General features: G+C 56.6%; 14 protein-coding genes. 7 read left to right on the top strand and 7 right to left on the bottom strand.

Annotated features, from left to right (window positions below):
* Positions 1-4 precede the first annotated feature (4 nt).
* The 5 genes from lptB to AC1RSM_RS14885 are packed head-to-tail and all read right to left on the bottom strand — an operon-like array spanning position 5 to position 3,682.
* Positions 5-796: an LPS export ABC transporter ATP-binding protein gene (lptB, locus tag AC1RSM_RS14905; RefSeq protein WP_492933328.1), complete on the bottom strand. Its 792-nt coding sequence runs from the start codon at positions 794-796 to the stop codon at positions 5-7.
* An 18-nt stretch (positions 797-814) separates the two neighbouring features.
* Entirely contained in the window at positions 815-1,465 is a 651-nt protein-coding gene (gene lptA / locus AC1RSM_RS14900) for a lipopolysaccharide transport periplasmic protein LptA (protein WP_492933327.1), read from the bottom strand.
* A complete protein-coding gene (gene lptC / locus AC1RSM_RS14895; protein WP_492933326.1) occupies positions 1,462-2,082 on the bottom strand; it encodes an LPS export ABC transporter periplasmic protein LptC in 621 nt (206 codons plus the stop codon). Before lptC ends, lptA begins: the two co-directional genes overlap by 4 nt.
* 2 nt (positions 2,083-2,084) lie before the next feature.
* A complete protein-coding gene (locus tag AC1RSM_RS14890; RefSeq protein ID WP_492933325.1) occupies positions 2,085-2,690 on the bottom strand; it encodes a KdsC family phosphatase in 606 nt (201 codons plus the stop codon).
* A gap of 2 nt (positions 2,691-2,692) precedes the next feature.
* Positions 2,693-3,682, bottom strand: coding sequence for a KpsF/GutQ family sugar-phosphate isomerase (locus AC1RSM_RS14885; protein ID WP_492933324.1), 990 nt, complete (start codon positions 3,680-3,682; stop codon positions 2,693-2,695).
* 157 nt (positions 3,683-3,839) lie between these two features.
* Between AC1RSM_RS14885 and AC1RSM_RS14880 the strand changes: the two genes are divergently transcribed.
* From AC1RSM_RS14880 to AC1RSM_RS14850, 7 genes are all read left to right on the top strand, one after another.
* Complete coding sequence (locus AC1RSM_RS14880) at positions 3,840-4,406, top strand: GbsR/MarR family transcriptional regulator (protein ID WP_492933323.1); 567 nt, start codon at positions 3,840-3,842, stop codon at positions 4,404-4,406.
* A complete protein-coding gene (locus AC1RSM_RS14875) occupies positions 4,399-5,982 on the top strand; it encodes a cytochrome ubiquinol oxidase subunit I (RefSeq protein WP_492933322.1) in 1,584 nt (527 codons plus the stop codon). The genes AC1RSM_RS14880 and AC1RSM_RS14875 overlap by 8 nt, the downstream gene beginning before the upstream one ends.
* Before the next feature lie 15 nt (positions 5,983-5,997).
* Entirely contained in the window at positions 5,998-7,149 is a 1,152-nt protein-coding gene (gene cydB / locus AC1RSM_RS14870; protein WP_492933321.1) for a cytochrome d ubiquinol oxidase subunit II, read from the top strand.
* A gap of 14 nt (positions 7,150-7,163) precedes the next feature.
* Positions 7,164-7,304 (top strand): cytochrome bd-I oxidase subunit CydX, encoded by a 141-nt coding sequence (cydX, locus tag AC1RSM_RS14865; RefSeq protein ID WP_492933320.1) that lies wholly within the window; start codon positions 7,164-7,166, stop codon positions 7,302-7,304.
* Positions 7,305-9,002: a thiol reductant ABC exporter subunit CydD gene (gene cydD, locus AC1RSM_RS14860; protein ID WP_492933319.1), complete on the top strand. Its 1,698-nt coding sequence runs from the start codon at positions 7,305-7,307 to the stop codon at positions 9,000-9,002.
* Positions 8,999-10,669: a thiol reductant ABC exporter subunit CydC gene (gene cydC / locus AC1RSM_RS14855; protein WP_492933318.1), complete on the top strand. Its 1,671-nt coding sequence runs from the start codon at positions 8,999-9,001 to the stop codon at positions 10,667-10,669. The genes cydD and cydC overlap by 4 nt, the downstream gene beginning before the upstream one ends.
* Before the next feature lie 193 nt (positions 10,670-10,862).
* Complete coding sequence (locus AC1RSM_RS14850; protein ID WP_492933317.1) at positions 10,863-11,414, top strand: adenine phosphoribosyltransferase; 552 nt, start codon at positions 10,863-10,865, stop codon at positions 11,412-11,414.
* A 146-nt stretch (positions 11,415-11,560) separates the two neighbouring features.
* Here the strand turns inward: AC1RSM_RS14850 and AC1RSM_RS14845 are convergent, their stop codons facing one another.
* Together AC1RSM_RS14845 and AC1RSM_RS14840 are read right to left on the bottom strand one after the other, a co-directional pair.
* On the bottom strand, positions 11,561-14,368 hold the full coding sequence (locus AC1RSM_RS14845) for an autotransporter domain-containing protein (RefSeq protein ID WP_492933316.1): 2,808 nt from the start codon (positions 14,366-14,368) through the stop codon (positions 11,561-11,563).
* Between the two features lie 420 nt (positions 14,369-14,788).
* Positions 14,789-15,283: a HugZ family pyridoxamine 5'-phosphate oxidase gene (locus AC1RSM_RS14840; RefSeq protein WP_492933315.1), complete on the bottom strand. Its 495-nt coding sequence runs from the start codon at positions 15,281-15,283 to the stop codon at positions 14,789-14,791.
* Positions 15,284-15,424: the final 141 nt, after the last annotated feature.

Below are 15,424 nucleotides of genomic sequence, written 5' to 3'. Positions count from 1 at the left end.
CTGCTTACATTCGGAAGTTGGAACCTAAGTAAACCTTACGAACCGCTTCGTTATCGATGATCTCGGACGGGTGCCCGCTGGTCAGCACCGTACCTTCGCTGATGATGTAGGCACGGTCACAAATACCCAGGGTTTCACGCACGTTGTGGTCGGTAATCAGCACGCCAATATTGCGGCCTTTCAGAAACTGCACAATGCGCTGGATTTCGATCACGGCAATCGGGTCCACCCCGGCAAACGGCTCATCTAGCAGGATGAAACGCGGGTTGCTGGCAAGCGCACGGGCAATTTCTACGCGGCGGCGCTCGCCACCAGACAGGGATAGGGCGGTATTTTGACGAATGTGATCAATTTGCAGCTCGCTGATCAAGGTTTCCAGGCGTTCGTTGATGTCTTGCTTGCTGATACGACGAGCGTTCTCGTCCAGTTGCAGCTCCAGAACGGCGCGGATATTTTCTTCTACGGTCAGGCGACGAAAGACGGAGGCATCCTGGGGCAGATAGGACAGCCCCAGGCGCGCCCGCTTGTGCATGGGCATGGCGGTGATGGGCGTGCCATCAATTTCAATGCGGCCTGCATCGGCGGGCACAATGCCCACGATCATGTAAAAGCTGGTGGTTTTACCGGCGCCGTTAGGGCCCAGCAAACCGACGACTTCACCGCTTTCCACATTCAGAGAGACATCCTGAACGACGGTGCGTTTGCCGTAGGTCTTACGTAATCCCTCGGCAATCAGACTGCCTTTGGTCGAGTGACTGGCACGGGTAGGGGTAGACGGGTTGTGAGGAGCAACCATGATTCGGTGGTGTCCTGGCTATTTTCGAGGAGAGGACTTGCGTTGGCATTCGGCCATGGCAGCATCGGCATTGGAGCGTGGACGAGCCACGGAGCGTACTCGGCCATCGCGGGTAGCGGAGTCCGAGCCACCAAAGGCCTGATAGGTACCGTCTTTTTGACGGTAAATAATACGCTGCCCTTGGACGGTGTCCTGCAATTTGCCACAGACGTAGCGATTGACGACAGCCTTGCCCAGTAGCTCGACCTCTTCGGTCTTGCCGTTGTAGACGGCTTTGACCCCTTCAGCGACCATCAGTTCAAAACGGGCCGGATCTTCCTGGCGGATGGTCACACGGGCGCGTTCGCTGACGGTAGCCGTGCCATGCTGGAAGCCTTCAGCGTCTTGTTCGATAGCCAATTGGTCTGCCATCAAAGTCATGGCACCACGCGTCAGGATGATGTTGCCTTTATAGATAGTTTGCTTGGCAATATCGTCGTAGGTCAGGGTGTCGGACAGCACGGAGGTGTCCGGTTCTGCAGCAGCTTCGGTGCTTGCCTGAGCCATGGCAGGGGCCGTTGGCAGCAAAGCCAGGGCGGCAGTACTCAGGCACAGGGCCAGAGCACCACGCAAGAGGCTAAAAGAGAGCTTGGGCTTGTGGCCCAGGCGGGCGCTGTCAGGCGTGGTCATGGAGGGGAATCCTTAGAACTATTGGAAGAACGCGCTTTTTGTGTTTGTTGGCCCGAGATTTTAACGTCGGATTCCGACATGACGTTCAATTGGCGAACGCGATTATCGTAACGCATCCCGGTACCGCGCATGGTGGACTGGCCGTTCACGACCAGTGCTGGTTCATTGGTGTACACCACGTCTTCTTCAGGCAAGATAATCAGCACTTCGCTGCGCACGTCCAGCGCGGCATCTTCTTCAGTCGCCTGACGGTGGATATGGGCATTGCCCTTCATGGTGATGGTGTCGCCGCCCGCATTCATATGAGCGGTGTCGGCCGTGGCTATCGTCAAGGGCGAGTCGGCACGGTTGCTGACTGCGCGTGGGGACGTGATGTCGTGGGAGTCGTCATCGGGGAAATGGTAAGCAATCACCCCATCCAGGCGGCTGATCGCCACGCCGGTCTGATCGGTGCTGATCATGGTGAAGTCTCGCGCCCAGGAGTCCGGTTCATGGGTCATGCGGCGCGGCGGATCAATGGCAACCGAACTTTGGGTGTAATCGACCGCCCACAGTGTTGCTACCACTAGCAGGGCCAAGAGCAACAAAGAAATGGCGGTGGGTAAACGGTCGCGCATGATTACTGAATGACTCCCGTGGTTTTCAGCGGTCCGCCTGTAATGAAGGGAGCCAGCCGACCTTGTGCGGCCAAAATGGCGTCACAGCATTCGCGCACGGCACCTTGACCAGCCGGCAGACTGGACACCCAGCTGGCGATCTGACTGATATAGAAGGGGGCGTCGGGCACACTGGCCGAAAAACCGACACGCTGCATGGCAGGCAGGTCGATCAGGTCATCACCCATATAGCCCATCTCACTTAAAGACAGGCCGTTTTCCTGAGCAATTTGCGTCAGCACGGCAACCTTGTCGCGTACACCTTGGTGGACGAAGGGAATGCCCAGCTCGGCAGCGCGGCGCGACACAATGCCGCTTTCCCGGCCGGTAATCAGCGCAACACCAATGCCGCTTTCACCCAGCATGCGCAGGCCATGACCATCCAGAGCGTGAAAGCTTTTAAATTCTTCGCCATGCTCGCTGTACCACAGGCGTCCATCGGTAAGAATTCCGTCCACGTCAAACACCATCATGCGCAACTGACGTAATTGATTGCGTACGTTCTCGGGCAGCTTGGCCAGAATCTGGGCCTCAGCGGGGTGGAGTGGAATAGTGGGCGTATTCATCATGGTCAGATTACCTTTGCAGCCAACAGGTCATGCATGTGCAGAGCTCCCAATAGTAGCCCGTTTGCGTCCAGTACCAGCATTTGACTGATACGCAGGGCATCCATTTGCTCGGCGGCTTCTATGGCCAGCGCCTCGGCAGCAATGCTGCGAGGCTCACGCGACATGCCAGCAGATACTGGCAGATTACGGATGTCCCCGTCGCGTGCAATCAGGCGGCGCAGGTCACCATCCGTGAACATGCCGATCGGGCGGCCTTGCGAGTCCGTCACGATGGTCATGCCCATCCCTTTGCTGGACATTTCGACCAGCGCATCGGGAACCAGGGTGTCAGCGGCTACGACCGGCAACTGTTCGCCACGGCGCATGATGTCGCGCACAAATGTCAGCAATTGACGACCCAAGGCACCGCCAGGATGCGAGCGGGCGAAATCTTCACGGCTAAATCCGCGTGCTTCCAGGCAGGCCACGGCCAGTGCATCCCCTAATACCAGCGCTGCTGTGGTGCTGGCGGTGGGAGCCAGATTCAATGGGCATGCCTCGTGCTCGACATGGGCGTCCAGATGCAGGTCGGCGCTTTGAGCTAGTTCTGACTGGGCATTGCCGGTGATGGCTATCAGCTTGGCACCCATGCGGCGCAGCACCGTCAAAATGGTCACCAGCTCTTGAGCCTGTCCTGAATAAGAAATGGCAATGACCACGTCTTGTTTGGTAATCATGCCCAGATCGCCGTGCAGGGCTTCGGCGGCATGCATGAAAAAAGCCGGTGTACCGGTAGAGGCCAGGGTGGCCGCGATTTTGCGGGCTACATGCCCGGACTTGCCGATACCAGTGACCACGACGCGGCCCTGGCAGTTCACCAGCAACTGGGCGGCTTCTACAAAACTGTGGTCCAGACGTTCGCCAAGCGCTTGCAGTGCCTGAATTTCAATAGCGAAGGTGCGACGTGCCGAGGGCAGGATGTGTTCGGGATCGAAAAGTGCCGGTGTATTCATGGCGAAATTGTAAACGTGAAGTGTGCGCTTGGCATGCAGATTTGCAGCAGGCAAATTGTAAGGTGTGATGAGCTTGGACCAGTAGCGGCCTGAATAGTTTAAGGTTAAGATACAGCCTGTTTTGTAATTTCAGTAATTACTGAAAGCTCAGGAAGTCATGAACCTAGGACCACAGGCAGAGCGTTTTATTCTGCACTTCGGGGAAATGGGCGGGCGCTGGGGGGTCAACCGTACGGTGGGCCAGATCTATGCGCTCCTATTTATTGCCCCCGAAGCCCTCCACGCCGACGAGATCGCTGAAACGCTAGGCATCTCCCGTTCCAACGTCAGCATGAGCTTGCGCGAGCTGCAGTCCTGGCGACTGGTCAGCATGACGCACAAGATCGGCGAGCGTCGTGAGTATTTCGAATCCCCCAAGGATGTTTGGGAGATTTTTCGTACTTTGGTCGAGGAAAAGCGCAAGCGCGAGATAGATCCCACACTGACTTTATTGCGAAGTATCCTAATGGAAGCGCCCGTCAATGACGAAGAGGCATATGGGCAGCAGCGCATAAACGAGATGCTGGAATTGATCGAGTTAGCTTGTGCTTGGTTTGACGAGGTACATCATTTACCGCCCGAAACCCTGCAAAATCTGATGCGTTTAGGCAGCAAAGTTCAGAAGGTGTTGGGGTTCGCCGGGAAGATTCGCAAAGCTGATCAAACTGGGGGTCGTCATGATTGATCTGGATGTTGTTACGCTGTCGCGGCTGCAATTTGCATCCACCGCGATGTTTCACTTTTTGTTTGTCCCTTTGACGCTGGGCCTGTCGTTTTTGCTGGCCATTATGGAAAGCGTCTATGTCATGACGGGCAAACCCATCTGGCGCCGCATGACCAAGTTCTGGGGCGTGCTGTTTGGCGTTAACTTTGCCTTGGGTGTAGCCACCGGGATTGTGATGGAATTTCAGTTCGGCATGAACTGGGCCTATTACAGTCATTACGTGGGCGATATTTTTGGTGCACCCTTGGCCATTGAAGGTTTGATGGCTTTTTTCTTGGAAGCCACGTTTGTCGGCCTGTTCTTTTTCGGCTGGGATCGGCTCTCCAAGATTGGTCACCTGATCGTGACCTGGCTGGTTGCCATCGGCACCAACTTGTCGGCCCTGTGGATTCTGGTTGCCAATGGCTGGATGCAAAACCCGGTCGGCGCCATCTTTAACCCCCACACCATGCGTATGGAAATGACCGACTTTGCTGCGGTCATTCTGAACCCTGTTGCCCAAGCCAAAGTCGTTCATACCGTCAGTGCCGGTTATGTGCTGGGCGCCATGTTCGTCATGGGGATCAGCGCCTGGTATTTGCTGCGTGGTCGACATATCGACTTGGCCAAACGCTCCATGACGGTAGCCGCCAGCTTTGGCTTGGCTGCCGCCTTGTCAGTGGTGGTGCTGGGCGACGAAAGCGGTTACCTGACAACTGAACACCAGCAAATGAAGATTGCCGCCATGGAAGCGATGTGGGAGACCGAAGAGGCCCCCGCCAACTTCAATCTGCTGGCCTGGCCAGATCAAGAGGCTCGTGAAAACCGCTTCGCCATTGAAATTCCCTGGGTGATGGGTCTGATCGGCACCCGATCGTTGACCACTCCCATGCTGGGCATCAATGAGCTGGTCGAACACGCCAAGATCCGTATTGCCAACGGTTTGCGAGCCTATGAGGCTTTGCAGCTAGTGCGTGCCGATGCCGGCAATGTGGAAGCACGTCGCGTGTTTGATGCGAACTGGCAGGATCTGGGTTATGCCTTGCTGCTCAAGCGTTACACCAACGACATCAGCAGCGCTGATACGGACACCATTGCGCAAGCCGCTTGGGACACCGTGCCTCAGGTTGCGCCACTGTTCTGGAGTTTCCGGATCATGGTGGGCTTGGGTGTGTATTTCATCCTGTTCTTTGCCGTTGCCTTTTTCCTGGCCTCGCGGGATCGTTTGCAGCGTCACCCACGCTTGCTCAAAATGGCGGTCTGGAGTATTCCCCTGCCTTGGATCGCTATTGAATGTGGCTGGTTTGTGGCCGAGTTCGGGCGTCAGCCTTGGGCGATTGAAGGGGTCTTGCCCACCTACTATGCAGCCTCGGGTCTGTCCTTTACAGACCTGATGATCAGCATGACTATTTTCCTGTTGCTTTATGCGTCTTTGGCCGTGGTGGGTATCAAGGTCATGCTGCACTCGATACGTAAAGGTCCTGACGAGCCCGGTGAGCCGCCTGCGCCTTCCGCTTTGTCTTATGGTTCGCGCAACGCCCCGTTGCTGCGTGGTTAAGGAGAGGGAACCATCATGGATAGCTTGATTCTTCTCGATTACGACACTCTACGGGTCATCTGGTGGCTGCTGTTGGGTGTCTTGCTTGCCGCCTTTGCGGTCATGGACGGCGCTGATCTGGGCGTGGCCATGGTTCTGCCTTTGGTGGCTCGCAATGATAATGAACGCCGAGTGCTCTATAACGTCATCGGCCCTGTCTGGGAAGGAAACCAGGTGTGGTTGATTGTTGCCGGGGGTGTTGCCTTTGCGGCTTGGCCTTTGTTGTACGCCATGGCGTTTTCTGGCTTTTACCTGGCCATGATGTTGGTGCTGGTGGCCTTGATTGTGCGTCCCGTGGCAATCAAATACCGCAGCAAGCTGGTGTCTGAGCGCTGGCGTCGTACCTGGGACCACATCTGGACGGCGTCCGGCATTGTGTGTGCCTTGGTGTTTGGGGTGGCTATCGGCAATGTCATGTTGGGCGTGCCCTTTGGCTTTGACGAAACCACGCTGCGCCCCATGTACGAAGGTAATTTCTTCGGCTTGTTCCAGCCCTTTGCCATCTTGTGCGGACTGCTCAGTATCTTGATGTTGGCCTTTCAGGGTTCGGTGGTCTTGGCCTGGAAAGCCAGTGATAACGTGGCCCGACGGGCGCGTGCCTGGGCGGTGCCCTTTGGTTTGCTGTCCATCGTGGCGTTTGCCGCCGGTGGTTGGTGGATCACTGCCATGAATGGCTACAGCATGAGCTGGCCGGAAGTCTCTCACGCCATGTCCAACCCGATCGGCAAAACGGTGGAGTTGGTGGAGGGTGGCTGGTTGGCCAACTATCGTCAGTGGCCTGCTTTGTGGCTGGCTCCTGTGCTGGGTTTTGTGGGTTTGTTGCTGGGTGCCTTGCTGGCAGGACGTGGCCGTGGTTTGCTGGCCGTCATCCTGTCTTCTGTCGCAGTGACCGGGATCATCCTGACCTTTGGTTTTGCCGTGTTCCCCTTCCTGCTGCCGTCCTCTTTGACACCGGGTTCCAGCCTGACTTTGTTTGATGCCTCGGCCAGCCATCTGACCTTGTGGTTGATGCTGCTGATTACTCTGTTTTTCCTGCCCATCATCGTGCTGTATACCTCGTGGGTGTATAGCGTGATGCGTGGCAAGGTGTCGGTGGCCAGCGTAAACGATTCCTCTCACTCTTACTAAGGAGGCCAAAGCATATGTGGTACTTTTCTTGGGCTTTAGGTTTGGGTCTGGCCTGCGCGTTTTCTATCTTGAATGCGATGTGGTTCGAGTTGCGTGAGACCAGTGCGTTGCAAAACACCGCTTCTTCTCAGGCCAATTCCGATATCGAGGCCTGATTGACCCCGCAAAGTTCGTCGGCGCAACAGTGGCTGGAGCAATTTTCCAGCCGCGCCCGCACGGCTTTGCGGGCTTCGATGCTCGCTCCGGTGCTGGCTGGCGCATTATTGATTCCGCAAGCCTGGCTGCTGGCGCAGATAGTGCAGGCGATTGTGGTGGACGGCTTGCCTTGGACGGGGCAGCTTTTCCCTATTTTCATGGTGGCGGCGCTCTTGTTGTTGCGGGCCGCCGTTTCCGCATTTGGCGAGCGCCGTGCCCAGAAAGTTTCAGAACAACTGAAGCAAGGGCTGCGTTCCGATTTATTCTCCCGGCTGTTTCGCAGCACTGTGCCCCGTTTGCGGGCCAGCAATAGTGGCGAGCTATCCTCCAGCCTGATTACGCAGATCGAAGCCCTGGATGGGTTCGTTACGCGCTACATCCCCTGTATGGCGGCTGCCGCGTTGGTGCCTTTGGCATTGGTGTTGGCTGTCTTGCCGGTAGACGGCATTGTTTCCTTGATTTTGCTGCTCAGCACACCTTTGATTCCGCTGTTCATGGCCTTGGTGGGTTGGGGGGCGGAAGCGGCCAGTCGTGAACAGCAACAGACTACCTTGCGCTTGTCCGGTTTTTTTGCGGACCGGTTACGCGGCATTTTTACCTTGAGCTTGATGGGCCGAGGCCAGGATGAGTTAAAGAGGGTGGAACTGGCCAGCCAGGAACTGCGCACACGCACGATGAAAGTGCTGCGTATCGCCTTTTTGTCCTCTGCCGTGCTGGAGTTTTTCGCCGCTTTGGGTGTGGCCGGTATCGCTGTCTATATAGGCTTGGGTTACCTGGGCTATCTGGGGGAGTCCTTTTCGGGCATCAGTTTGCAGCAGGGCTTGTTTTGCTTGCTTCTGGCTCCCGAGGCCTATCAACCGCTGCGTCAGCTGGCGGCCAATTATCACGATCGGGCGGCCGCCCGTGCGGCAGCGCTGGAGGTGGATAGATTGTGGTCCGGCCTGGGACAGGATTTGATTCCGGCTGCCCCCAGTGGCGATGCTGAAGCCGTTTTCCCCAACTTGCCCGTTCTGGTGCTGCGTCAACTGCGTTTGCCGCAACTGAGTGGACAGGGGACTTTGCTGGAGGTGCCTGGTTTACAGCTCTACATTGACCAGTCCTATGCTGTTCTGGGGGCCAGTGGCTCTGGAAAAACCAGCCTTTTAGAAAGTTTGATTGGCTTGCGTCCCTTGGCTCAAGGTGAAATTCTGCTGCGCAATAGCGATACCGCCGGACGTTTGTTGACCCGTCACGACGGAGTGGTACTGATTTCGCAGCAGGCATTTTTAGCGATGGGCACAATTGCCGATGGTTTGCGTCTTGCTGCTCCCCAAGCCAGTGATGAACAACTGTGGCAGGCTCTGGAGCAAGCCTGTGCGGCCGAGTTCGTTCGGTCCTTGCCCAATGGTCTGCAAACGTCCTTGGGAGAGGGCGGATTCGGTTTGTCTGGCGGACAAATTCAACGCTTGGCCTTGGCTCGCCTATTTCTGACAGATCCCCATGTGGTGCTTTTGGATGAGCCCAGCTCCCGCCTGGATGCGGCCACTCGGGATCGTGTCATGCACAATATTTTGCGTTTCTGTCAGGGCCGCTGTTTGATCTTGGTCACTCACGACGAGCAGTTGGCGGCGATGTGTTCCAACCAGCTACGTATAGAGCAGGGAGTGCTGACGGCATGAAAGCGTGGTTTCGCCTCTTGGGTGAAAGCTTGCGTGCACGACGTGCAGCGCTTCTGTTTACCTTATTGCTGGCCATGAGTACGGTTGCGGCAGGCGTTGGCTTGCTAGGTGTGGCCGGCTGGTTTTTGACCAGCGCCTTTTTGGCGACTCTGGGCATTGTCTTCAATCTGTTTGGTCCTTCGGCCATGATTCGGGGGCTGTCCTTCTGGCGCATCACCTCCCGTTATCTGGAGCGCGTCGTTGGCCATGCGTTGACGCTGGATTTGCAGGTCCGCATTCGCAGTCTGGTGTTTGGCCGCTTGAGCCGATTCAGCCAGTCCCGGCTGGCGCAGTTTCGTGATGGGGAGTTGGCTTCCAGTTTGACTTCCGATGTGGCGATACTGGATCTGGTGCTGCTACTGATACTGGTGCCTTTGAGCACAGCGGTGGTGGCAGGCGTGGTCTTTAGCCTGGTGCTGCAAACTTGGTTGTCCTGGTGGGCCTGGTTGATTCTGGCCTGCCTGTTAATGGCGGCGTGTCTAATTCCCTATCTATGCGCCCGGGGTGCCAGCAGTGCGGCCCAACAAGTCCATCTGTTGGAGAACCGTCAGCGTGTGCTGGTGCATCAAGCGGTTCGCGCTTATGCCGATATTCAAGTTTTCGCTGCTGCTGATGAAGTACAGAAACAAGTGGACCAACTTAGCCGGGAATTGGGTCAGGCGCGCTTGCGCAGCAATGGCTGGGGGATAGCGGGGCAATTTGCTCAACAGGTTTTGATGGGCTTGGCCTTGATGATCTGCTTGCTGGTGGGTGCTCAACAGGTCAATGTGCAGGCGATGAGTGGCCCTTTGTGGGTTGGCTTGGTGCTGGCCTTGCTGGGGCTGTTTGAGATTATGGCCCCTATGATGCGTGGTGCTTCAAGGCTGGGTGAAGTGCAGGCGGCCAGCAATCGCCTCTTGACGATTTTGGATGAGCCTGAAGACAGATCACAGGATCAAGGCCAGGCTCTGGTACTGAGCCAGCCCGCATTGCTGGAAGTGAAGGACCTGAGTTTCGCTTATGGCTCGCAAGCAGTGCTGGAACATCTGGATTTGCGTGTACAGCCGGGGGAGCACATTGCCCTATTTGGCCCTAGCGGTTCAGGAAAATCGACTTTATTGGCGATTCTGATGCGGCTATTTCCGGTGTCAGAGCCGCATTACCAAATAGAAGGGCAAGCAGCCCAAAGCTGGACACGTGCCAGCTGGTTTAATCATTGCGCCTTGCTGGCTCAGGATTCACCGCTCTTTCTGGGTTCGGTACGAGACAATTTGCTGCTGGCTGATCCGGATGTGTCAGAGCAGCGCATCTGGCAGGTGCTGCACGACGCTCAATTGGATACAGTGGTACGGGATTTGCCACAAGGCCTGGACACTTGGCTGGGTGAAGGTGGACAGCAATTGTCATTAGGGCAGCAACGCCGCCTTTGTCTGGCACGTGTCCTGCTGGCGCCCGCCCAGATCTGGTTTCTGGACGAACCGACAGCCAGTTTGGATGGTCCTACCAGCCAGGCCTTGATGCAGGATATTCTGGCCGCGGCACGCGGAAAGACAGTCATTATGGCCACCCACGATACCCGCTTGTTGCCCATGGTGGATCGCGTTTACCAGTTTGAGATGGGGCGTTTAGAGGCTAAAACGACTAGCTGAATAAATGCTTTAGGGCCAAACTAAAAGGTGGCTTGGGTCAAGTTTTGGGTGATTTCAAGCCAATCGCGTCGTATTAGTACAACTTACGGGCACAAGCCGGGCGAGCCCTTGTTGCTGCTGCCCAATTGTGTACACTTGCAACGTATCCAAGAGCGCCCTTCGCGTCAGGATTTTTTGTTGTAGAAGCTTTGACATGCAAATTGACCCCACCCAGTACATCCGTCAAATCATTCGCAATGTGCCGGATTGGCCCAAACCGGGGGTGACCTTCCGCGATATCACTCCGGTTCTGCAAGATCCGCGTTCGTTTCGGGTGTTGATTGACCTGTTTGTCTACCGCTATATGGGACAAAAGCTGGATCTGGTGGCCGGTGTGGATGCCCGTGGTTTTATTGTGGGTTCGGTTCTGGCTTATGAGCTGAATCTGGGATTTGTACCCGTGCGCAAGAAGGGCAAGCTGCCTTTCAATACCGTCGCAGAGGAATATTCCCTGGAATACGGGAATGCCAGCGTGGAAATGCACACGGACTCGGTGCGTCCAGGACAGCGCGTCCTGTTGATTGACGACCTGATCGCCACTGGCGGTACCTTGTTGGCTGCTGCACGACTGTTGCAGCGTCTGGGTGCCAATGTGGTGGAAGCTGCAGCCATTATTGATCTGCCCGAGCTGGGTGGCTCTAAAGCCGTTGTTGATTCCGGTCTGTCTGTTTACACCGTCTGTAGCTTTAACGAAGCGGAGCGCTGATCGCTTCAGGCCGACTTCACGTTGGCTAGTGATTGAGCCTGTGTCCCTGCCATGCTGCTTGCATCGCAGGGATTTTTCATGCCTGTCTGTTTGTTAGAGAGCGGGGCCGGTGTATTGCCAGCCCCGTTTTTTTGTCGTTCTGCTTATTAGAAACGTACTTTCATGAACAAAGAACCGGCATGGTCCTGGTTGCGGCCGAACTGCCCTTGGTAGCTCAAGCCGAATGCAGTGCTCTTGCCAGCTTTCAGCTCTGCGCCCAATTCGGCAACGGCGGCGTTCTTGGCGATAGGTGCACCGCTGATCCGGAAATTGCTGCCGGGCAGGGCGGCAAAGGCCAGTTGACGCTCGGGTGTGGTGTCACCCATGGCATGACGCCAACCTAAACCGGCGCTTAAGGACAGCGTGGTTTTGGACAGGTCTAGCTCCGTCGTGCCGCGCAAACCCAGTGTCACGGTGCTCAGATTCTGGCGTTGCGAGTCTGCACGCAAGGCCGCCTGACCGCCCGATTCACTGAAGGAACCCTGACGCAGCTGGTGCCAATTCACGCTTGCATAAGGCTCTACGCTGGAACGAGGGCTGACCGGCACGCGGTAACCCAACTGAGCAAATGCCTGGATGCTGTGGGCTTTGTAATCCGCTTTCAGCGTTTCACTCTGATGAACGGAGATGGAACGCTCGCTGTCCAGGCTGTGGCGGGTGTAAGCACCACCGGCCAACAAGTTCAGGCTGCCCGATCCCATTTCCCAAGCCTGGGTCCCATACAAGGCTGCACTGTAGCTATTGCTGCGGGAGGTTTGACGGCGATCATCCAGCTTGATGCGGTTTTCCAGATAGCCCAGAGAAGCACCCATGCGCCAGCCTTGCTCACCCACGGCGGTATCCCCGCCCAGGAACAGGCCGCCTACTTTGTGGCGTACATCCTGGCTGTCGCCATTCCCGTCCAGATCACGTTGTTGATGGATAACTTCGGCCCACAACACGGTGTCTTTGCCGGTAGTATTTCGAGCGCCGGAGGCTTGCTTGCCCAAGGTACGTGGGAGCAGGTCGCCATTGCTCAGCAGGGCGGAGGTGGTGCCTGCATGGATTTGACCTTGTAGCTGTTCCATATAGCCTGCCACGCTGCCGGACTGAGCATTGAGTACCGTGTCATACAGCTCAGCCATCGCGGCTGGCGGTTGATCCGAGCCAGTATCCAAGGCACTGGCGACGGCCTTCTGGTTGCCGGTGTTGGCAAAGGAAGCAAATGGCGTGTCATTGCGCTTGATCATCAAGGACAGGCTGGGTCCATAGATCAGCGTAGGTGACAGGAAGGCCATCTCGTAAGTGATGTGGCTGTACTGTCCGGTTACGCCGTTGGCAGCATCCAGGAAAGAGTAGGCTACGTTCTGGCGGAAGGGGCCGCCAGCCAGTTTCAGTGTGCCGTCGATATGGGCGGCACCGCCTACGACCAAACGATCTGTTACGCCTGCAGGGCCTACCTCCAGTTCATGTACCGAACCCGCGTAAGCGGTGTAGTCGCCGCTGACGGTCAGCGTGCCGACTGAGTTGCCCGGAGCCAGTGTGCCGTAGTTATCGACTTGGGCAACCGTACCAGCGCCACCCAGGGTGCCTTCCCGCTCGACCGTAACGGCAGAGGCCAAGGTGCCATTGACGGCCAGACGGCCGCCGCTGACGGTGGTGTCACCGGTGTAGCTATTGTTGCCGCTCAGTTCCAGAGAGCCAGAACCGCGCTTGTGCAGCCCGCCCGTACCACTGATGTCATTGGCAAAGGTGGAGTGGTAGCCCAGCGTGTCTACATCGAACAGACGGGTAAATTGACCAGGACCTTGCACAGCCTTGCCCACATTCATCAGGCCCCAGCCGTAAATGCTCGGGTCGCCCATATCGGTAGCAGTAGTCAGCAGCGTTTGCTGTAGGTGATAGGCCGTGAAGTAGGGGAAGGCTTCTTTGACCAGAGCAGCACCCCCGGCAACGTGTGGAGAGGCCATGGAGGTGCCGCTAAAGGCTACATAGCCGCCCGATGACTGAACCGAATTAATCCCTGGGTTGTCGTCTCCACCAGGAGCGGCTAGACACCACTCGGCGGCCGCACCGCATTTATTCGCATAGGAGGCCAGAGAGCCGTCCTCGCCCAAGGCCGTGACGGCCAACCAGTTGTCTTTTAGCTCGGGAAACCAATAGGGGGAGCCAGCCAGCAAATCTGGGTGATCCTGAGATTCATTGCCTGTGGCAAACACCATCAGGGAACCCGCCTCCACGCTATTTTTGAAGGCGTCGATAATCAGTGGTTGCCAATCCAAGACACCATCAGGCGAGCCATAGTCCAGGACATTGCACGGTGGAGGGGAACTGGCATTGTTGCAGCCGTTGACCCCCAGACTGCTGTTGATGATGGGAAGCTTGAACTGTGCCAGATAATTCCAGCCCTGCGAGGCGACACGGTCGAATTCGGCGGCTTGGTCACGCGGGTCCGGTTCAAAGGGATCGTTGCCAAGGGCGTCATCATCATCGTCGTCGTCATTGTTTTCGTAGGCGGCAACAAAAAGCTGGCTGTTAAAAGCGACACCATGCATGCCTGCACCGTCGCGACGGGCCCCAATAATGCCAGCAACGTGGCTGCCGTGACCTGCCGGAGGATCGGAGTCTATGCCTTGGCCGTTGGCATAGGGAGTATTCGTGGTGAAGTCAAAACCGCCCGCGATTGCGCCGGCAAACTCAGGGTGTTTAGCCTCAATGCCCGAGTCCAGATAACCGACAGTAACGCCCTTGCCTGTAAAGCCCAGCGAATAGGCTTTGGCGGCATTAATCATGTCCAGGCCAGGCTGACGTTTGTATTCCTTAGTGCGCCATTGCTCCAGAGAGCTATCCGGTTCGGCATGAGCCAAGCCTGGTAAAACCAGGCTCAGTAAGGCCATTTGCACCAGCACATAGGTGCTGCGTTTCTTGTTCGACATCTCTTGCTCTCCTGGGTGTTTTTTCTACTCGGCGGCATCTCGTTTTGAGGGCTCGCTGTCGAGTGCCTTTCGGCGTATTTAACGTCGTGGCCGTTGAATCTTATAGCGGCTGAATTTACGTTTTGTCATGCTTGGCGTTTGAGATGTGCGAAAACGCGTAGCTGTTTTCGGAGCAGAAAAAGGGGGCGTGGTGATTTCTCTAGCAAGAGGGGCGTTTAATTGAGGTCTGATTTTCTTTGCCAGAAAACCAGTTAGTGACGACTTTGTTGCAGGACCTGCAACATAAGAGGCGATTCCTGGGGTCTGCAAGGGGCAGGAAAGTTATGACTTGCCGCTGTATTACGCTGCGTAAAGAGGCCGTAGCTGGGCTACAGCTCCCTCAGTTTCAAGGCGTGCGTGCTACTTGATAGGCGTCGGGTTTCAGATGGCTGCTGGCTCGGCCAGCAAAGCACGTACCAGTTCAGGCTTCAGGGTGCGTGCGGCCGCAAAACCCGCGATATGGCGCACACGCACTAAATCCAGCGCAAAGAAATGGAAGTCCGTAAAGCTGCTTAGAAACTCCATGTCAGGGAAGCGGGCCGTATAAGCGTGTTGGGCATGCTCCCAGTCCGGATGATCGCGGTCCAGACGGCGGGCCAGCATTTGGAAGGTCACGCGGGGCAAATCATGGACGGCCTCTTGTCCATGTTCGCTTTGGCTGATCATCAGGCTGGCATCGGGGCGCTGTAGCAAATAGCGCGTGTGGGCTGCCATTTTGCTGATATGGATGATGATGCTGGACTGTTCGGGGCAGATCGCAAACGGGACGCGGGATACCACCGGCAAGCCCTGGTTGCTGAGTGTACCTAGCGATGCCGTGCGTTCGCTGTGAAGCAGGGCTTGCAGGCTGATGAGCAGTGGATCATCTACAGGCATAAAGAGACCTTTAATACAATGGGTCGAAGCCCCCACGCTGCGCCTTTGGCTTGCTGCCCCCCCAGGGGGCGTTTTTACCTTGGGGCGGCCCGGCGGTAAAGGGAAGCCCCCACGCTGCGCCTTTGGCTTGCTGCCCCCCAA

This window comes from Alcaligenes sp. GW821-FHT11D07, from assembly GCF_058808495.1.
Note: the sequence above shows the minus strand (reverse complement) of the source record. Positions and strands in the feature narration are given on the sequence as shown.